This is a genomic window from Paenibacillus sp. FSL H8-0104 (assembly GCF_038050215.1).
Classification (GTDB): domain Bacteria; phylum Bacillota; class Bacilli; order Paenibacillales; family Paenibacillaceae; genus Paenibacillus; species Paenibacillus amylolyticus.
Genome location: NZ_JBBOTC010000001.1, coordinates 3061887 through 3082828 on the forward strand (window position 1 = coordinate 3061887; position 20942 = coordinate 3082828).

Sequence of the window (20942 nt, forward strand, 5' to 3'; positions counted from 1 at the left end):
GTAGCATAGTAACTTATACATTGTTAAATATAAATCAAATTATGGAAAGAAGGATTCGCATGAAAAAGACTGTCTTTGTAACCGGAGCAAATAAAGGAATTGGATATGAGATCGTAAAGCAGTTGGGTGAAGCAGGTTGGAAAGTTATCCTCGGCGCACGTAGTGTTGAACGGGGTGAAAGAGCTGTTTCAGAATTAACTTCCAAGGGGTTAGATGTAGAATTTGTACAGATCGACATGTGCGACTCGAAGAGCATTGAGCAGGCAGCCGATACGATTCACAAGAGTTATCCTGCAATAGCCCTTCTGATCAATAACGCGGGTATGCCGGGTGCTTTCTCTCATTCCTTTACGGATACAAAAGAGGAAGATCTGCGGAACGCCTTTGAAGTGAACTTTTTCGGCACCTTCCGTTTGAATCAGCGATTGTTCCCGTTAATCAAAGATAATGAAGGCACAATCATTAATGTATCAACCGACATGGCTTCTCTGGACCATATGCAAAATGCGGAATTTACTTTAAACGCCTTCGACTATAATTCATCCAAAACGGCCAACAGTGCCATGACACTTTCGATGGCTTATGAAGTCAAAAACAGCAGAGCTCAAATCTTTGCGGTAACGCCCGGATTCACATCAACAGATCTTAATGGCAATGCCGAAGGCGGCAAATCAAAAGAAGCCGGCGCTGCGATTATCGTGGGTTATGCGACGGATGGTAAACGCCATAACGGAGAATTCCTAGATGAAAATGGCGTGTACCCTTGGTAATCCACCGTTCATACTGGATGATCTTGTCCCCCAGATGATAGCTAAAAGTTAGATGAAGTATTGGCGTGGTTCCGTTACTTAGATATCAAGGAATATGAGAATACAACGTCGAATAAAAAAATGATAGTTTATCTTGTTTATATGCTGTAAATGAAACAAACACCAAACGTAGGCGAACATCTTTCTTGTACTAAGTTAACAGAGCATGTACTATACATCCTGTCTCTAACAAGCATATCAATCGGAGGTATGTATTTAATGGAGGTTTCACTGTATAAAGCAGATTTAAAAGATGTAGTGACTATTCATGAAATGAAAGTCAAAGCATTTATGCCCTTGTTGGAAAAATATCAGGATTTTGAAACAAGCCCCGCCAATGAAACCGTAGAAAGAATTATTACTCAAATCAATCAATCTTTCACAGATTATTTCATAATCCATCATCTTGATGTTGCTGTTGGTGGAATTAGAGTCGTGAAAAAAGATAATCAAAACTATAGTATTAGTCCAATTTTTATACTGCCAGAACATCAAGGAAAAGGAATTGCTCAAAAAGTCTTTACAATGGTTGAGCAGATATATGATGATGCAAAGTCATGGAAATTAGGTACCATCTTACAAGAGAAAGGGAACTGTTATTTGTATGAAAAGATAGGCTACAAAAAAACGGGTGTAACAAAAGCAATTAACGACAAAATGACAATGGTATTTTATGAAAAGCATATATAAGCTTCAAATCCTTGAATAAGATGTCTCAGATTCGTTAGCCTGAAACCCATTGGGCTACCACCATAATAATCGGATACAAAAAGAATCCCTTTTCATTCCTCAACCGAAATGAGAGGGGGATTCTTCATGCAATAAAAAGGCGGAATTAAAATGGAAGAAAAGCAGCGTTTGGAGAGCTCGCCTAGAGCTTGCGTAATGATCAAGTAGATCTACCTAGAGCTACGTATAGCCAACTTTTAGCTTACGTATAGCCGAAGCTCAGCCTAGACATCAGTCTTATGCAGCGGCAGCAAAATCATAAAGTCAGTTCCCACGCCTACCTGACTTTGTACGGTAATATTCCCACCATGCGACTCCACAATCGAGCGGGTAATGGCGAGACCGAGACCTGCGCCACCTTGTTTGCGCGAACGAGAACTGCTTGTGCGGTAAAATCGCTCAAAGATATGGGGCAGATGTTCAGGTTCAATGCCTGTTCCGTTATCTTTCACTGATAATTCAGCCTTATGGTGCGTGGCATATAACGTTATGGAGATGGCTCCATGCTCAGGATCGGTGTGCTGCACCGCATTATGGAACAGATTCAACACCACCTGCTTCACCTTGTAAGCGTCAGCAAGTACATACACTTCAGCCGTCAGATCAAGATGAATGGATCTTTGCTGAGCCATCATGGCGAGTTGTGGTTGCATTTCGAGCAGCAGACTGTCTAGCTGAATGACCTCCCGCTCCTGCTTTGGAGCCTGATCCAGCTTGGTTAGTAACAGCAAATCTTCAACCAGCTTGTTAATTCGTACGGATTCACCGTGCATGCTGTCCAGTGCTTTATACAATTGATCTTGATTGGTCGCTGCACCCCGTTGTAGAACTTCAATGAAGCCGTGAATGGAGGTGAGTGGGGTACGAAGCTCATGAGAAGCATCAGACAAGAAACGCTGCATCTGCTCTTTCGATTCCCGCTCCGCTTCAAACGAGTTCTCCAGCCTTTCAAGCATGCCATTGAATGAAACTGCGAGCTGATCCACTTCCTCTTGTCCCTGAACGACGGGAAGGCGTTCTGCGAGGCTGCCTGCATCGATCTGCTGTACTTTATTCACCATGTTAGATAGGGGAACCAGCGTCCGGCGTAATACCTTAGTGTATAGAATAAGACCGGCTACCATGGCCAACAGCGATAACATGAGGAAGATTAGAAGCTGTTTAATAATCAAGTCTCTCAGTGGCTTTGTAGCCGTGCCCATCTGTACCATCGGTAAACCGCGATTGCGTGGACCGGGTGAAGCAAATACAATCAATTGCTCATTCCCTTGGCTATCCGTGACGATCCGGTAGGGAATGTGTTTTTGTTCTTTCAACTCATCTGTAATGTCCTGATATTCAGCGGTTGATAGTTGAGGGGCTTTCAGACCGTCTTCTCCAAAAATATCCTCGAACGTACCTTGGTTATCAAACAAAGCCAGTGAACGGTCAGGAATAAACAACACCCGATTACCAGACCCGTTTCCTGCCTGTCCACCAAAAGGATTGTTGGAAGAGCCGTTACGTGACTGGATTCCGAGCCAAACCGGGGGCATGGACATGAGCTGTTCTTCCATGGTTTTTGCCTGATTCCGGTAGAGAAAGCTTTCCATGATCCAGAATTGAAGGATACCGATTAACAATAACAGCCCAGCAAGCACGAACAGAGAACGTGAGAGCAATTGAGATCGTAATGAACGAGGCCAGATCCATTGGTGCAGACGTCTTAAACGAAGTTTATTTTTCTTAGGCAGCGAGTTCATCAGAGATCCACCCTGTACCCGACACCCCGAAGCGTGCGAATGAGTTTATGCTCTTTATCCCCGAGTTTGTCGCGCAAGGAACGAACGTATACCTCCACAATATTTTCTTCCCCGCCAAAATCATACCCCCACACCCGGCTTAGAATGGTCGCTTTACTCAGTACAATCCCATGATTAAGCACAATGAATTTTAGCAATTCGTATTCGGTAGGAGATACTCCAAGACCTGATTCTGATAGGTGATTTCTTTGCGCTGATCATCAATTCGGAAGGGACCGTGGGTGACGGCTCCTATTAATAAAGGAAATTGATTCCGCAGTCTGGCCTGAATCCGGGCGAGCAGCTCGTCAAAGGCAAAGGGTTTGATCATGTAATCGTCAGCACCTAACCAAAGGCCCTTAACCCGATTCTCGACTTCATCCTTCGCTGTCAGCATAATTACACCAACCTCGGCACCGGTCTTACGCAGACGCTCGACCACTTCGAATCCATCCATCTCTGGCATCATGACATCCAGAATAGCCATATGTGGCTTGAATTCAAGCGCCAACTCAAGCGCAGCGGCTCCATCGGGTGCGGTGCGCACATCGAAGCCCTCATTGCTTAATCCAAGCTCTAGAAATTGTAAAATATGCGGTTCATCATCAGCCAATAGTATTTTAATTCCGCTGCTAAGCTTCATAATGTGCCTTCTCTCCTTGCCCGTTTCATCTAGACTTCTCCCTCACTTCGGAGGGACTGTATGTAGTATTATCGCTTGCCAAACTGAAATTTAGCTGAAAGGATTGTGAATTATCCTCAGACAACATTCAGCGGGCACTCATCCCAGTTTTATTTTGGCATGTCACAATACTAGACATGAAGAACTTTGAAGGAGTGATTAACTTTGAATAACACCAAAAGAAGGATGGATCTTGTCCTTCTGCCGATTGTATTACTGGCGGCATTTCTGAATGGGTACGGTATCTGGAACGATCAATATGCCAATTCCTATTATACGACTGCCGTTGGGAGTATGCTCAGCAACTTCCATAACTTTTTCTATGCATCACTCGACTCGGCAGGCTCAGTAACTGTTGATAAACCACCTGTTGTCTTCTGGATCCAAACGGCCTTTGCCTATGTATTCGGATTGCACGGATGGAGTGTTATTTTGCCTCAAGTATTAGCAGGAATCGGTTCGGTACTCCTGATCTATTTCATGGTGAAACCTACATATGGTCTTGCAGCAGCACGAATCTCGGCACTTACGATGGCGACTGTGCCTGTCGTGGCGGCAGTCAGCCGGACCAACAATATTGACAGCATGTTGGTGTTTACACTACTGCTGGGTTCATGGTTTTTGTTCAAAGGCAGCAAACAAGGCAGTACTTGGCGCATTCTGGTTGCTTTTGGGTTAATAGGCGTAGCCTTTAATATGAAAATGCTTCAAGCCTACATGATTCTCCCGGCTTTTTACTTGTTTTATCTGCTTGCATTTCAGGCGAAATGGAGAAGGAAGATCATCCTGCTGATCGGCATCACAGCGGTTCTGGCGGTGGTTTCCTTATCCTGGGCGGTCAGTGTGGATTCTATACCCGAAGACGAGCGGCCTTATATCGGCAGCAGTGAAACAAACTCGGTCATGGAACTCGCCTTTGGATACAATGGTCTGGCTCGCCTAACGGGTCAGCAGAATACTGCAGGTAACGCAAGTATGCCAAATGGTATGGGACAGGGAGATAATCGTGGCAATCGAGGAGACTCGTCTTCAGGTCCTAATCAGACAGGCAGTGGAGTTCCTGGCGCTGGGCAAGATGTCAATGCACCGGATAACGATAATATGAATGGTTCGAATGGCTTGAACACCATGGGCGGCATGAATGGTTCGAATGGCGATTTCCCGAACAGGCAGATGCCAAATGATATGGAAATGCCAAACGGAAGAGATTTCGGCGGAGGCATGGGAGGCATGTTTGGTACAGGGGAGAAAGGTCCTCTGCGTCTGTTCCAGACTGAACTGTCAGGTCAAGCTAGCTGGCTTCTGCCAGTTGTGCTGCTTGGATGCATTGCCATATTTGCAGGATTAAGACGGAGAAATATAACCAACAAGCACAAGGAAGCCTTGTTCTGGCTGGCCTGGCTGCTTCCCGTTGCTGCCTTTTTCAGTGTGGCAGGTTTCTTCCATCAGTATTATCTGATTATGCTTGCACCTCCAATTGCGGCGCTGACTGGCGCAGGATTTGTAGCGATGTGGAAGTCATATCATGATCGCAATGGCTGGCAGGCATGGTTGCTTCCGGTGTCCGTGTTGCTGACGACTCTGTTCGGCTGGTATATCATGCAGGTGTATAACGATACGATTGGTGCAGGCTGGTCCATTAGTGAATTGATCGCAGGTATTCTGGTCATGATCATCCTGGTCGTTATGCTTCATCGCACACATCAATGGAAACAGGGCTTCATTATCACGGGATTCATGGTGATGCTGATCGGTCCAATCTACTGGGCATTCACCCCAATTACTTATGGTGGTAACAGCATGATTCCGGCAGCAGGACCTACTGGTTCCAATGGTATGTTTGGTGGAGCGGGAATGGGCAACCGTAACGAAGAAGTGGATACAGCCACACTGAATTATCTGAAGGAGCACAATACAGGCGAAACGTATCTCTTCGCCACTACGGACTATAATCAGGCAGCGCCTTATATCATCGATGAAAGAGCAGCGGTCATTACGCTTGGAGGTTTCTCCGGGTCAGACCCGGTGTACACAACGGAGGAACTGGAGCAACTCATCAAGAGCGGGCAAGTGAAATACTTCATGGTTGGTGGCATGGGTGGCCGCGGAGGGAACTCGGATATTAGCGATTGGATCAAAGAACACGGAACCGAGATTCCAACGTCAGAATGGCAGACAGGCACCGACAGCGGATCTGCGGATAACGGAGACACCGGAAACAGAGCTGGATTTGGATTCGGCGGACAGACGACTTTGTATGAAGTGAAATTGTAGACGAAATAAAAATCTCGAACGAAGTCCATTGGAAAAGGGAGGGGACAAACATGGCTCACGCGTACCGATACAGCATTATTATTCCCATGTATAACGAGGAAGCGGTGATCGAGGAGACTTATCGGCGTCTGAAGAAGGTCATGGGCAGCACAGGAGAGAGTTATGAACTGTTGTTTGTTAATGATGGCAGCGTGGATCGAAGTGCACAGATGATCCGTGATTACGCCCGTTGGGACGAGAGTGTGAAGCTGATAGATTTTGCCCGTAACTTCGGACATCAGATTGCGATAACAGCTGGTATGGATTATGCAGTGGGGGATGCGGTGGTTATTATTGATGCGGATCTGCAGGACCCTCCCGAACTGATACTGGATATGATCGCCAAATGGAAAGAGGGCTATGAAGTCGTATATGCCCGTCGCACCAGACGAAGTGGGGAAACTCGCTTTAAGAAATGGTCGGCAAGCCTGTTCTATCGTGTACTTCGTGCTTCAACGGATACGGATATCCCGGTAGACACCGGAGATTTTCGCCTGATTGACCGCAAAGTATGTGATGAGATGAAACGTCTTCCGGAGAAAAACCGATTTGTGCGGGGGTTGGTCAGTTGGGTCGGATTTCGTCAGACTGCGATTGAATATGAACGTGATGAACGTCTGGCAGGCGAAACAAAATATCCGCTGAAACGCATGTTGAAACTAAGCCTGGACGGCATTACTTCATTTTCGTATAAACCGCTCAAGCTCGCAGGTTATGTAGGTGCGATCCTGTCGGTTGGCGGATTCATCTATATGTTAACGGTTATTGTTTCGGCCATCTTTACAGATTCAACAATTAAGGGATGGCCATCCATTGTGAGTATCATGCTGATGTTTAACGGATTCATCCTGATCATGCTGGGCATTCTGGGCGAGTACGTGGGCCGCATCTATGATGAGACCAAGGCGCGTCCGCTATACATTGTGAGAGATGTGGTGCAGGCCGAGGGCCAGCAAGCGCAATCCCGATTGACAGCCCGAGTTGCTCATCATGACTAAGCGTCTGGTGACACTTTTCAAGTTCGGTATTGTGGGTGTTGCAAATACGACAGTGGATGCGGTGGTGTTTGCTTTGCTTGCAGTGGTCGGTGTACCGGTTCTGATGGCTCAAGTAATCTCGTACAGCTGCGGTGTTGCGAACAGTTATTGGATGAACGGCAGGTGGACTTTTCGAGATACGGCACGAGGAGGTGGCGATAGAGCAAAACTTATTCGTTTTCTAATCACCAATCTCATCGTTCTCGCGTTATCTACCCTCATTCTGATGACTTTGCACGACATGCTGGGTTGGAGTCTCGTGATGAGCAAAATCCTGGCGACCTTGATGGGGATGGTTCTGAACTATATGGCCAGCAGATATTGGGTGTTTCGTATCGCTACTTAGCTGCCCACAGCGTGCAATATTGGTTATAAGAAGCAAATGAAAGGAGTGTATGATGATATGCGAATTAAAAAAGCAGTTATTCCGGCAGCGGGTCTCGGAACCCGTTTCCTGCCAGCGACCAAAGCACAGCCTAAAGAGATGTTACCGATTGTAGACAAACCGGCCATCCAATACATTGTTGAAGAAGCAGTGCAATCAGGCATTGAGAATATCCTCATTGTGACCGGACGCAACAAAAAATCCATAGAGGACCATTTTGATAAATCGGTTGAACTTGAACACTCTTTATATGCCAAGGGCAAACAGTCTTTACTGGAAGAGGTGCAGGCCATCAGCGAGATGGCAAATATTCATTTTATTCGGCAAAAAGAACCGCTGGGATTGGGGCATGCCATTGGGTGTGCACGGCAATTTGTAGGAGATGATGCCTTCGCTGTATTGCTCGGAGATGACATTATGGTGTCTGATCCACCTGCACTTGCACAGATGGTCCATCTCTATGAAAAGACAGGCAACCAGATCATTGGTGTTCGTCAGGTAGACGCGGCAAATGTGAGCAAATATGGCATCATTGATTCGAATGGTGCAGAGGACCGGGTTCACTGGGTCACCAATCTGGTCGAAAAACCTTCTCTTGCAGAAGCGCCATCCCGAACAGCTGTAATGGGACGATACATTCTGAAACCTTCCATCTTTCCTATTCTGGATCAGATCGAGAGAGGGGCTGGAGGGGAATATCAGTTAACGGATGCTTTGAAAGAAGTAAGTCAGGTGGAGGAACTGTTGGCCCTTGAACTGGAGGGGCGTCGCTACGATATAGGCGATCAATTCGGATATATTCAGGCGATCTTGGAAATCGGACTGATGCGCAAGGAATTACAGCCTATGCTGACACCCTATCTTCAGAAGCTTGCAACTCAGTGGGCATAGGAATTGATATGTAGCAGAGGTTTAGATCTGCTATAGGACGAGTTCTCCTCCGTGCCATGGTTCTGTCATAGACTCTAGTATTGTACAATTATTCCAGTAACGCTACAATTAGCAAGAAGTTTAGGTTGCTCTTTGAGGAGTGAGGAATCATGAATGAATCTATCATCAGGGACCTTATTAAGTATATGGACGTGGAGGACAACGGCGCCAATCAGTACATTCAGACCGAGCATCGGATGAAACTGGGACTCTTTTGGGGGATACAGGAAGGCAGCCGGGTTCTGGAAATCGGGTGTGGTCAGGGAGATACAACGGCCGTGCTTGCACATCTGGTGGGGGAGCACGGGTACGTTCATGGTGTAGATATTGCACCAGAGGATTATGGTACACCGCTGACCGTAGGCGAAGCGGCAGCCAAGCTGCGGAGATCTCCACTGGGTGATCGAATTCGAATGGATTATGATTTTGACATTTTAAGTGATCAGGTTCAATTCACCGAGAATGAGTTTGATGTTATTGTACTTTCCCATTGTTCTTGGTACTTGAAATCGTTTGACGAACTCGCCGAGATTCTTAGCAAGGTTAGGACGTGGGGACATGAGTTATGTTTTGCAGAATGGGATGCCCGAGTTACAGATGTGAGCCAGCTCTCACATTGGTTATCCGTTCTGATTCAGTCTCAGGTCGAATGTTACAAGGAGAACAGCTTCTCCAATGTGCGCACGCTTTTTACACCGGAGGACATCCATGAGCTTGTCTCTGCGGCAGGCTGGACGATTAAGGAAGAGAATTCGATCCATTCTCCCGAGCTGCAGGACGGTCGCTGGGAAACCGAAATGACACTGGCAGAAGCGCCTGTGGAACTGAAACTGCTTCCGATCCCGGACAAAGTAAAGACACTTCTTCTTTCCGAACTGAAATTACTTAGGACACATCATGCCACGAGGCCTGGGAGCCCACTGGGAACGTATGCGATGGTTGCCAAAAAGCAGTAAAGAAATAACGTATAAATTCCATGATCTAAAAAAATGTGTTTACTTCATCACAGTAATTTTGATATTATAATCGCAATATCAAATGCGACGAAGAGACGAGTAGATAAAAATCATTCTTTCAAAGAGAGCTCCGGCAGCTGAAAAGGAGTAAAGAACTTTTTATTGAATAAAGACTCAGAGCAGCACATCGGAACTTAGCATTAAGGGATGGTGTGACAGGAGCTCCTGTTACAGAGCTAGAGTATGAACGGTCTACAGCTAGCAACATGGTTGTAAACCTTTACTTGAAGAGGCGGATATGGTGACATATTGGCGAATCTGGGTGGTACCACGAGAGTTCAATCTCGTCCCTGAGACTATTGTCTTGGGGATGGGATTTTTTGGTTTTTCCGGGGTGTGACTACACGCTTTGGAATTGCCTGAATAGTGTTAATTAGGAAGTCAATTTCATAATACGTTTTGGTGAGTTATGAAATTGATTTGAAGAGAAGAATCACTTAAACCGAAAGGAATTGATGATTGAATGTCAGCAAAATTGAAAGTTGGTATCGTCGGAGGAACAGGAATGGTGGGTCAGCGTTTTGTGGACCTGCTCGAACAACATCCATGGTTTGAAGTAACAGCTATTTCTGCAAGCGCCAATTCGGCAGGTAAAACATATGAAGAATCCGTACAAGGCAGATGGAAACTCGCAGTTCCTATTCCGGAAGCTGTGAAGAAAATCGTTGTTCAGGATGCTTCCCAGGTTGAGGCTTTTGCCAGCCAGGTTGACTTTATTTTCTGCGCTGTTGATATGAAAAAGAATGAAATTCAAGCGCTCGAAGAAGCTTACGCTAGAACAGGCACACCTGTCGTGTCCAATAACTCGGCTCACCGCTGGACAGCGGATGTACCGATGGTAATCCCCGAGATTAACCCGGGACATCTGGATGTGATTGAAGCTCAACGCAAACGTCTGGGCACAAAAACCGGATTTATTGCTGTAAAACCAAACTGCTCGATTCAAAGCTATGTGCCAGCACTGCACGCCTTGCGTGAGTTCAACCCGACTCAGGTCGTGGCTTCCACGTATCAAGCAATCTCGGGAGCAGGTAAAAACTTTACGGACTGGCCTGATATGCTTGATAATGTCATTCCATACATCGGTGGCGAAGAAGAGAAGAGTGAGCAGGAACCGCTGCGGATCTGGGGTAGCATCGAAAATAATGAGATCGTCAAAGCATCGGCTCCATTAATTACAACACAATGTATTCGTGTACCGGTAACGGATGGACATCTGGCTACTGTGTTTGTAAACTTCGAGAAAAAACCAAGTAAAGACGAAATTTTGGAGCGTTGGTTGCAGTTCAAAGGTCGTCCACAGGAACTGGTTCTGCCAAGTGCACCAAAACAGTTCATTACGTATTTTGAAGAAGAGAACAGACCACAGACAAAACTGGATCGTGACATCGAACGCGGAATGGGTGTCTCCACAGGCCGACTGCGCGAAGATTCACTCTATGATTACAAATTCGTTGGATTGTCCCACAACACGCTCCGCGGAGCGGCAGGTGGTGCGGTTCTGATCGCAGAACTGCTTAAAGCCGAAGGATATATTCAACCGAAATAAGCATAAAGGCATCATGAGCAGCAACAGATTTCTGAAAATGATTAGAGTAAAACCATCACTCGTTGATGGTTTTTTCTATTGTGGACAAGCATTGGTAAATCTACATTCTTATCGTTGCTACAGGTTTAACAGCAATATTTTCACAAACAAATTACTAGGTTTACGAAACGTAGCAGTATCGTAGCAATAATAGTAATAATAGCAACACAAATCAAAACGCCGACAATCATGTCGGCGTTTTTTTATCCAATATTTTGTTAGGCAGCGGATGTCTTATCCGACTTTTGCAGAAGCTGCGATCGACGACCGAGCAGATAACCTGTCAGGGAAGCGAGCATCTGTTGAAATACCATGCCAAGCACGACGGGGACAGCAACAGGTGGCGGAAAATAAGAAACAGCGAGTACTGCGCCAGCACTGATATTACGCATGCCCCCATTGAACACCAGAGCGACCTGATCGGCCTCGTTCCAGCCTAGCAATCGGGCGATGAAGTAACTTAGCGCATAACCGAATGATGCCAGGAAAATAATGATGACCGCAAGACCAGCCAACTTCCAGTTGAAATCAGCCAAGTAGGGCGCAACGACAGATCCGTTAATCGCAACGACAGATGCCATGAACAATTTGGATAACGGATTCAACCTTGGTCCCCAGACCGGGACAATGCCGCCTTTGGTCCACTCATTCAGCAGCATACCGAGCAGGGATGGTACAACAATCATCCAGAACAGACTGCTCATCATGGCTGCTGTGTCCAGTGTGACACTGGTTCCGATTAACAGGGATAACACCCCGGGCACTACAAAAGGAGCAAGCATGGTATCAATCAGGATGATGGATAGCGTAAGTGCGATATTGCCCCGATAGATACTGACCCAGATGAAGCTGCTTATTCCTGTCGGAATCACGGCTGCCAGAACAAGGCCCGTTATGGTGTACGCATCTGTAGGGAAAACCAGATGACCCATACCAAGAGCAATTAGAGGCATCGCCAAATGCAAAATAAACAGACATACAAACAGGGGGAACGGCTTTTTCAGCACGTTCACAAAATCCCGTATCCCAAGACTGATACTTCCAGCGAACGTCATGAACGCAAAAAGCCAAGGAGATAAAAAGGTATAAGAAGAAAGAAAACTCCCGCATAACACGCCAATAATAATGCTGATTGGGGTAATCAGTGGCATGATGCGGTTCAAGCGTTGGTTCAAAGCTTGAAGCATAATCATGACATCCCTTTACCGTGTGATTTTACTATTATACATGTTAATAACGTTGGCTGCAGACCCATTTGCAATGAAGTAGTCTGAACAGGTATTATGGACTTGGAACAAGGATTCCGATTAGGAGAAGGGGAGATGATCATGTTTATAAGAAAAAGAAAGAACACATTAATGATGACAGGCCTTATTGCATCAAGTATTCTTTTGATTTCGGCATGTTCTGTCGTGGAACAAGCTAATCAAAGTTTAAATTATGTGAGTGGGGCTACTGATTATATAGAACAGGTATCAAACGCCGGGGCTGATCTGCAAGAGCTCGCATCGGGTGCGGTGAATAATCCGGAGATTACAACGCAGATTCAGGAGAAAATCGATCTGATCCAAGCAGAAGCAAGTGAATTTTCTCAGTTGACTGCACCTGCAATAGGAGAGAGCATTCATGAGAATCTGGTCAGTTATAATACGCAATTAACAGAAGTCGTGAACAATTTCGAGAATACAATTGCAGAGCAAGGTTTTACGGCAGAAAATTGGGAGAAGACAGGCATTCCTGAACTGATCACCAATATCAATAATTTGAAAGATCCGCTTAGCGGACTTCAGGGTGAATAAGTTGAATTAATTTTCAATATGGAAGACAACACAGTTTGAAATTCTCATATTTTATAAGGGCGAGATATCGGAATGATTGAATTACCGTTATGCTCGCTTTTTTATTTTCCGAAAACTCATGCATATTTAATATTACAGGAGCTAGACTATATCATGTAAATAGGAGATGTATATGACATTTATCTCTTATTTATGTGAAGATGATCTATGGTTTGACAAGGTTGGGACAGAGGCGTATGATAAGTATATAAGTTAATAAAATATAGTTACTTACTATAAGTTTAGAGCTGCACCTAAAAATATTTTGCCAAAGGAGAGCTGAGTTATGACTCAACACAATGGAAAAGTAATCATTATTACAGGCGGAGCCAGTGGTATTGGTAAAGAAACAGCACTTCAACTTTCGGATCAAGGTGCGACTATTGTTGTCGCTGACTACAATGAAGACGGAGCCAAGAAGCTTGCGGCAGAGATTGAAGCAGCAGGCGGAACAGCGGGCGCGTACAAAGTGGATGTATCCAAAGGGGACGAGATCAAAGCCTTGATCGACTGGACCGTAGAGCAATATGGTACGTTAAGCGGTATTTTCAATAACGCAGGCATTGGACTTGTGAAGCCGTTTCTGGAGATGGACCCGGAATCCTATCACAGAGTCATTGATGTAGATCAGCACAGTGTATACTACGGCATGTATTATGGCGCGAAAAAAATGGTTGAATTAAATGTACAAGGTACCATTGTAAATACAGCTTCGATCTATGGAAGTGTTGCTGCAGTAGGCAGCTTCAACTACAATGCAGCCAAGGCTGCTGTTGTTATGATGTCGAAATCCGGTGCATTGGAACTTGCTGAGCATGGAATTCGTGTAGTTGGTGTAGCACCTGGCTTTATCGAAACACCGATTCTGGGTGATGACAAAGCCATGAAAGATGCACTTGCTACTCAACATATGCGTGGAGAGCTCATTCAACCGGAGAAAGTAGCCAGTGTGGTTACATTCCTGTTCAGTGATGCAGCAAGCGCAGTGAACGGTACAACCGTAGCCGTAGATGATGGATTCCTCAGCTTCAAAACCAAATAAATAACCTTCTAAAATTAAGAGAACTCATCTCAAAAAAACAGAAAAAAAACGGTGCAGAACGATTAATTCGTTTTGTACCGTTTTTGTATTTTCATTATAAAGTAATCATGGCATATGAGATGGAAATAAGTTTGTCGAATCATCCCGAAATTTCAGAGATCGTGATACAATTAATAAGGTTATAGCTTTTTATCATTTTGTGGTGTCATAGACAATTCGAACGCCGAGAGAGCCATAACTCTCTTCTTTGTAATGACATTGAGAACAAGTTTTGGTCGAGCACAACGCATCGTTATGAACTTGTAATTTTTCGTTGCACTGTGGACATTTATTTTCAAAAAGAGTCTTCAACACGTTAAACATGCTTAATCACTCATTTCGGATTAATTTACTTGGTTTTCATTATAACGGATTATATTCACCTTGTATAGCACTTTTGAGTGGTATCGAGATGAGATTTATATTGCACGAAAGGAAGCGCATAACCGATGGATTTTCTGCTTTTTGTCATCATGTTTATACTGGGTCTGGTCGGTTCATTCTTCTCCGGTTTGTTGGGTATTGGTGGGGCCATTATCAATTATCCGCTACTGTTATATGTTCCATCCTGGGTGGGATTGGAGCCGTTCTCAGCACATCAGGTATCGTCGATTAGTATGTTTCAAGTGTTTTTCGCTTCACTTGCTGGTGTGATTGCATTTCGCAGAAAAGTAAAAACGGGTAGAAGCGGTGGGGCGATCGTTCACCGAGGTTTGGTGCTATACATGGGCTCCAGCATTCTTACTGGCAGTCTGATCGGCGGGTTCATATCCGGTCATCTGGACGGAAGGGTTATTAATCTGATCTATGGCATTCTGGCGATCATGGCGATTGTGCTAATGCTGATTCCCGGAAAGGGAAAGCTTGATACCTCAGCTCCACTGGTGTTTAACCGATGGATTGCAGCAGGCACGGCTTTTGCAGTAGGTATTGTATCAGGAATTGTTGGTGCGGGTGGTGCCTTTATCCTTATTCCTATCATGCTGACGATTCTCAATATCCCCGTACGAACGACGATTGCTTCTTCACTGGCGATTGTATTTATCTCCGCAATCGGCGGCGTTATAGGGAAAATTACGGGTGGAGACATTCCGATGGAACCCATCATCTATACGGTGATCGGCAGTCTGCTCGGAGCATCCCTTGGTTCACGGGTTAGTTCGATGATCAATGTGAGGGTACTTCGATATGCATTAATCGTACTTATCGCCATCACAGCGGTCAAAGTCTGGTCATCCATTCTGTAAAATCACGTATATGGGAATGAACAGTGACGATTTCGTAACCAAACGGTTGGATCGCCGTATAAAGGTTATGAACATGAGCTGAAGCGTTGGATACACGATCAAATGAGTTCAGTTTTCGTCCATGGAGCACCTCATCTCCTTTCATGGATACATGTTTAACATTAATAGAATTTGAGGTATCCACCCTATGAATAACGTACTTACAGAACAGGCTGATGCAGGATATCGGCTAGCTGAGCAGAAAGCATCTCAGTATTTTACTTCTCTTAGGCAGCAACTTATGGATAATACGTATACAACAGCACTTACCCAAGATATTCATGTGTGGCAAAAGAAACATATTCATCGTTTTGCCTGGCTTTCTCTTTTATCACCTAGCAATAGAAAACCGGATCCCCGGGATGTTCATAGATATATCCACTGGCTGAATACGACAGGAAAGCTGGATGATTACCTGGATCGGAGTATCTCCTATATTTATATGCGGGATCTGGGGCAAGCCCTTGATTCTCCGGGTACGCAGGCCCGAATTCAGAATGTTGTCCAGAATACTAAAAAATACTTTATGGGCTCAGCTACTGGGCGAAAAGGACAGCCTGATTATATCAGTCTGGCTGCGTTGTACCGGTGGGGACAGAAGGAGCACATTGAAACGGCTGTCATCTGGGTGATGAACAAATTAAAGAATGTAGCATCCAACATCCCGAAGGAGCTGGATGCAGAGCAGGCGCAACGGAAGCTCATCAAGATCATTCTCGGCGTGGTCCTTCATGTGGACGATGAGATGAACGAGCAGACACCACCTGAAGAACGTGCCCGGAGATTTGATGCGGCGATCCGACTTGGTTATTCGTATGGTTTGACGTATCCATTTGTGGATGATCTGCTGGATTCTCAAGCATTGACTGTTCAGGAAAAAGAACAATATTCCCTGATGATACGTGATGCACTTCTTACCGGGATTGTACCTGATCTGGGAGAGTGGAAAGGCAGCAATCTTGAAGTAATTGAATATGTACATTCCGAGCTTCGGGAAGCATTTGAGTACATCAAGAACTACCAGCATCCAGAGAAACAGCGCACGTTTTTAGAGCAATCCTATGTATTCTTTCAGTCTCAGGAGATCGATCGCAATAAGAAATTAGCCAATGCGAATTATAGCAATGAAGAATTGTACATTCCGATTATTATCAAATCCTCTTCTTCCCGATTAATCGTCCGGTCTGTTCTCAGTGCACCGGTGGATGAAGGATTTGATCTGCGGACGTTCTATTACGGGATATATAATCAGTTGGCTGATGATTTTGCCGATATGTTTGACGATATGGAAGAAGGGGCAGTAACTCCATATACGTACTATTTGAAGTATCGAGATTTGCGTCCCGATTTGATTAATCCATATGAATTGTATTGGGCAGTCATCTCTCATCTAATCCATGATGTTTACAACTCGGATGCCAAGACCCGTGAGGTCATACTGGATCGTGCCATTAACGGGCTGAAGCGTTGTAAAGAACGGTTGGGGCAGCAAAAATATGATGAAGTGATGACGATCTTTGCCTCTGGGCAGCCTGAATTCAATCAACTGGTTCAACAGATGGTGCGAAAAGCAGATGACGTTGATTTCCTTGATAAATTGTTACGGGATCAGGTTGTGCTTCAATTGAAAAATGACAAGCAGGAAAAAGAGGAGTTCAAACAGACCATTCGAACGGTTCGCGAACAGATTAATGTGGAGTTGCAGATTGCGAAGCCCGGTGGCCTTCATGAGATGAAAGAAACGCTGATCGATGCAGCCAATTACAGTTTGCAAGGCGACGGAAAAAGGTTACGTCCGATATTAACTTGGGTTATGGGCGTGCGCGAGTATGGTCTTCATGAATCATCCATCGTTCCGCTGCTAAGATCATTGGAGTACATGCATACTGCTTCCCTGATCTTTGATGATCTGCCTACGCAGGATAATGCTTCGACAAGACGTGGACGTTCAACGCTGCACCATGTGCACAATAGTGCCACAGCAGAGCTAACCGGTCTATTTCTTATCCAGAAGGCGATTGGAGAGCAATCCTCATTGGATCGTTTTGATGCGGCGACCGTGCTCAGACTCATCCAGTATTCGGCTGAAAAAGCAGAGGATATGTGTATGGGGCAGGCCATGGATCTGAATTCCAAAGGCAAGGCATTGACGCTGGAGCAGTTGAACATGATCTGTTTTTACAAAACTGGCATTGCCTTCGAAGCTGCCCTGGTCATGCCAGCGATACTTGCCCAAGTGAAGGAACCGGAGATGGCTGCGCTGAAAAAGTTCGCTTATCATGCGGGGATCGCCTTCCAGATCAAGGACGACTTGCTGGATTTCGAGGGAAATCACCTCATTCTTGGGAAACCTGCAGGTCAGGATGTGCGGAACAATAATTCAACCTTTGTGTCTATTCTGGGTGATGAAGGCGCGAAGAAAGCGATGTGGGAGCATTATTGTCTTGCTACAGATGCATTGAACGAGATGCCGAAGCCTATCCCCTTCCTGAGACATCTATTGGATTATCTTGTTGGTCGCGAGCGCTAATTCATTTAACTAACGATTGCGTGTTGCGTATGACTTATTATGATATATAACGACAAAGGTCAGGATTCCATATGAATGGATTCCAGGCCTTGTTTGACTTTGTAGACACCAAACTTTTGAAAAGATATGTTTCAATAACTCACTTTTTGGGTACTAAGCTGGTATTGTGGTTTTAAAACGGACCGATCCTTTGTGGAACAACTTCCTTCCAATTAAAAATCAACTTTCGACTATTTATAACATGAGTTTATAAGCCAAAAGGAGAGTTTACAATGCAGGTTCAAAAGGTCGACCATCACGAATTGTTCGAGCAGATCTACAACCAAGCACCTATTGGAATTGCACTCGTTGCTCCGACAGGAGAATGGAGAAAAGTGAACCCTGCTTTTTGTTGTATGCTAGGTTATACAAGTGATGAATTAATGGATCTCACGTATCAGGATATTACACATCCGGATGATTCCTCACAAGATATGATCTGTAGTTATGAGCTATTTGAAGGTAATTCAAAAGAAAATCAATACGAAAAACGTTACATTAATAAAAATGGTGACATCTTATGGTGTTCAATACATGTTTCCTTGGTTCGAAGCGAAATTACGGATGAACCGCTTTATTCCGTTTGCCATATTGTTGATATTTCCAATCGTAAACTGTCTGAACAAAAACTCCTCCATCGTGAAGAAATGTTCAAACTTATTACGGATCATGCTCAGGAGATCATCTATATTGCCGATTCAGAGGGAGTTTGTCGGTTCTGCTCACCGTCAGTCCAACAAATATTAGGTTATTCCCCGGAAGAAGTCATTGGCCAAAACAATAATGCTTCCTTTCACCCACAAGATCTGGAACGGATCTCACAGATGGATTTGACTAAAGGTAATCTGTTGAATATTAGAGTCCGCCATAAAGACGGGCATTATCTTTGGTTTGAAACCACATACAAGGTCTTTGGTGATGCGGAGCATGAACAGCAGATTTTTACAATTGGACGAGATATATCAGAGCGAAAAAAACAAAAGGATATCAGTGCAGAGGCTGAACGTATCGCCTTGATTGGTAGTTGGGAATGGGATATGGTCTTAGACCATATTACATTTTCAGATCAGATCTTTGAGATTTTTGAACTTGAACGCACCTGCAAACCATATCGGATAAGTGATGTTTTTGATGTTATGGATGCCGAAGATATAACCTCTTTACAAAAACATATTGCAGGGGTAAAACAGGGTGAACCGCTCGATTTTGAATACAAACACATCAGCTCTGATGGAAATGAGAAGTATCTTCACTTGCGTGGATTAATTACGCTTGATGAGCATGGTCAGCCAGTTCAGCTGAACGGAACACTACAGGATATCACTGAACGCAAGCGCATCGAATTTAAATTGCAGGAATCTGTGGAGCGATACACTTCGCTTAAGAAATACAATCATGACGCCATTATCTCGTTTAACATGGATGGTAATATTATGAATGCAAATCCAGTAGCGGTGAAAATGACGGGTTGTCCCGTGGCTGAAATGATCGGTACAAGTATAAGCAGATTTATCGGAGCCAGTAATCTGGGTCTGATTCTGGGCAGTAACTATGAGATGGCTGAAAAGGAGATCAACGCTGTTCGGCACACGAATGGATCTGAGACAGAAGTCTTGGCTACGCTTGCTCCAATCATTATTAATACATCCAATGTCGGGTTTTACCTGATTGCGAAGGATATTACGGAGCAGAAAAAACTGCTGGTAGCCAAAGAGACAGCGGAGAGAATGAATAAGGCCAAAAGTGAATTTTTGGCGATGATGAGTCATGAAATCCGCACACCTATGAACGGTGTAATTGGGATGACGGATTTGCTTTTGGATACTCCTGGACTTAGCGGGGAACAAAAGGAATATATCGAAATCATTCAGAAGAGTGGAGATTCCTTGCTGGCCATCATTAATGATATTCTTGATTTTTCCAAAATCGAATCAGGCAAAACCGATCTGGTAGAAGATCCTTTTGATCTCGTAGAGATCGTGACCGAGACGGTGCAAATCGTAAAACCGCTGGCTCGTGAAAAGAAGCTGGATGTTCGCATGTGCGTAGAAGATGTCATTCCAACTCCGGTGTATGGTGATGCTTATCGTCTTAAACAGGTACTTACCAATATCATCGGCAACGCGGTCAAATTCACTTCAGAAGGCGGCGTAGAAGTTAAAGTGGGAGTTAAGGAGCAGTGCGACAATAACGTGCAGCTTTATTTTCAGGTAAAAGATTCGGGCATTGGCATTCCGGCTGAGAGGAAACAACAATTATTTGAACCTTTCTACCAACTGGAGAATTTTATGACCCGCAAACCTCAAGGTACCGGTCTTGGCCTTGCCATTAGCAAGAAACTGGTGGAGCTTATGAAGGGTGAGATCTGGATCGAGGAATCGGATGAACCGGGTACAATATTTATATTTACCGCCCAATTTAAATTAAATAACGGTGAAGAGAGCAACAGGTTGGATCAACAGCAGAAGAAGAGCAGAACATCAGCCTTACGGATTTTAATTGCAGAAGACAATGAGGTGAATCAACTCGTCCTTAGCAGAATCGTTGAGAAAAAAGGGCATTTCGTGGATCATGTGGCGGACGGTGTTGAGGCAGTCGAGGCGGTCAAACACACTTCATATGATATTGTCTTCATGGATGTGCATATGCCAAGGCTTAATGGATTCGAAGCGACAAAAGCGATTAAAAATGCTTTGCATCCCGAGAGTTGCCCATTCATTATTGCGGTAACTGCAAATGCCGTAAGAGGAGACATGGAAAACTGCTTGAAGGCAGGCATGGATGCGTATGTCAGCAAACCGATCAAAATCGAGTCCATTATGCAAGCATTGGAGAGCTATTACATCAAAAATAATCTCTGAGCGCGCTAAAAATGGATTCATGAGCAAAAAAGCCGCT

The 20942-nt window shown here is 44.7% G+C and carries 15 protein-coding genes, 1 pseudogene and 1 other annotated feature; of the genes and pseudogenes, 13 read left to right on the plus strand and 3 right to left on the minus strand.

Annotation, left to right across the window (positions count from 1 at the left end):
- The first annotated feature begins 59 nt into the window (after positions 1 to 59).
- Together NST38_RS13810 and NST38_RS13815 are read left to right on the plus strand one after the other, a co-directional pair.
- On the plus strand, positions 60 to 770 hold the full coding sequence (locus NST38_RS13810) for an SDR family NAD(P)-dependent oxidoreductase (RefSeq protein WP_076249477.1): 711 nt from the start codon (positions 60 to 62) through the stop codon (positions 768 to 770).
- Positions 771 to 920: 150 nt separating this feature from the next.
- Positions 921 to 1499 (plus strand): GNAT family N-acetyltransferase, encoded by a 579-nt coding sequence (locus tag NST38_RS13815; protein WP_341343990.1) that lies wholly within the window; start codon positions 921 to 923, stop codon positions 1497 to 1499.
- A 263-nt stretch (positions 1500 to 1762) separates the two neighbouring features.
- On the opposite strand, the gene NST38_RS13820 is transcribed toward NST38_RS13815, so the two are convergent.
- Entirely contained in the window at positions 1763 to 3280 is a 1518-nt protein-coding gene (locus NST38_RS13820; RefSeq protein WP_076249475.1) for a sensor histidine kinase, read from the minus strand.
- Positions 3280 to 3962, minus strand: a pseudogene (locus NST38_RS13825) (response regulator transcription factor). The gene NST38_RS13820 and the pseudogene NST38_RS13825 overlap by 1 nt, the downstream one beginning before the upstream one ends.
- 204 nt (positions 3963 to 4166) lie before the next feature.
- Here NST38_RS13825 and NST38_RS13830 point away from each other — a divergent pair.
- The 6 genes from NST38_RS13830 to asd all read left to right on the plus strand — a co-directional run bounded on the left by NST38_RS13830 (position 4167) and on the right by asd (position 11231).
- Positions 4167 to 6275 (plus strand): glycosyltransferase family 39 protein, encoded by a 2109-nt coding sequence (locus NST38_RS13830; protein ID WP_076249474.1) that lies wholly within the window; start codon positions 4167 to 4169, stop codon positions 6273 to 6275.
- A 50-nt stretch (positions 6276 to 6325) separates the two neighbouring features.
- A complete protein-coding gene (locus NST38_RS13835) occupies positions 6326 to 7312 on the plus strand; it encodes a glycosyltransferase family 2 protein (protein ID WP_076249473.1) in 987 nt (328 codons plus the stop codon).
- The gene (locus tag NST38_RS13840; protein WP_076249472.1) at positions 7305 to 7697 is read left to right on the plus strand and encodes a GtrA family protein; all 393 of its coding nucleotides are present in this window, start codon (positions 7305 to 7307) and stop codon (positions 7695 to 7697) included. The genes NST38_RS13835 and NST38_RS13840 overlap by 8 nt, the downstream gene beginning before the upstream one ends.
- Before the next feature lie 57 nt (positions 7698 to 7754).
- On the plus strand, positions 7755 to 8627 hold the full coding sequence (gene galU, locus NST38_RS13845) for a UTP--glucose-1-phosphate uridylyltransferase GalU (RefSeq protein ID WP_076249471.1): 873 nt from the start codon (positions 7755 to 7757) through the stop codon (positions 8625 to 8627).
- A 149-nt stretch (positions 8628 to 8776) separates the two neighbouring features.
- Entirely contained in the window at positions 8777 to 9622 is an 846-nt protein-coding gene (locus NST38_RS13850) for a class I SAM-dependent methyltransferase (protein WP_076249470.1), read from the plus strand.
- Positions 9623 to 9700: 78 nt separating this feature from the next.
- Positions 9701 to 9977, plus strand: a binding site (T-box leader).
- A 168-nt stretch (positions 9978 to 10145) separates the two neighbouring features.
- The gene (gene asd, locus NST38_RS13855) at positions 10146 to 11231 is read left to right on the plus strand and encodes an aspartate-semialdehyde dehydrogenase (protein WP_076249469.1); all 1086 of its coding nucleotides are present in this window, start codon (positions 10146 to 10148) and stop codon (positions 11229 to 11231) included.
- A gap of 257 nt (positions 11232 to 11488) precedes the next feature.
- On the opposite strand, the gene NST38_RS13860 is transcribed toward asd, so the two are convergent.
- Complete coding sequence (locus NST38_RS13860; protein ID WP_036670738.1) at positions 11489 to 12457, minus strand: bile acid:sodium symporter family protein; 969 nt, start codon at positions 12455 to 12457, stop codon at positions 11489 to 11491.
- Positions 12458 to 12598: 141 nt separating this feature from the next.
- Here NST38_RS13860 and NST38_RS13865 point away from each other — a divergent pair, with 141 nt between their 5' ends.
- The 5 genes from NST38_RS13865 to NST38_RS13885 all read left to right on the plus strand — a co-directional run bounded on the left by NST38_RS13865 (position 12599) and on the right by NST38_RS13885 (position 20905).
- Positions 12599 to 13069, plus strand: coding sequence for a DUF6376 family protein (locus NST38_RS13865; RefSeq protein WP_143781208.1), 471 nt, complete (start codon positions 12599 to 12601; stop codon positions 13067 to 13069).
- A gap of 325 nt (positions 13070 to 13394) precedes the next feature.
- A complete protein-coding gene (locus NST38_RS13870; protein WP_076249467.1) occupies positions 13395 to 14150 on the plus strand; it encodes an SDR family NAD(P)-dependent oxidoreductase in 756 nt (251 codons plus the stop codon).
- Positions 14151 to 14638: 488 nt separating this feature from the next.
- Complete coding sequence (locus NST38_RS13875; RefSeq protein ID WP_076249466.1) at positions 14639 to 15436, plus strand: sulfite exporter TauE/SafE family protein; 798 nt, start codon at positions 14639 to 14641, stop codon at positions 15434 to 15436.
- 1837 nt (positions 15437 to 17273) lie between these two features.
- On the plus strand, positions 17274 to 18005 hold the full coding sequence (locus tag NST38_RS31635; RefSeq protein WP_370511409.1) for a polyprenyl synthetase family protein: 732 nt from the start codon (positions 17274 to 17276) through the stop codon (positions 18003 to 18005).
- 272 nt (positions 18006 to 18277) lie between these two features.
- Positions 18278 to 20905, plus strand: a complete 2628-nt coding sequence (locus NST38_RS13885) for a PAS domain S-box protein (RefSeq protein WP_076249464.1) — start codon at positions 18278 to 18280, stop codon at positions 20903 to 20905.
- Positions 20906 to 20942 lie beyond the last annotated feature (37 nt).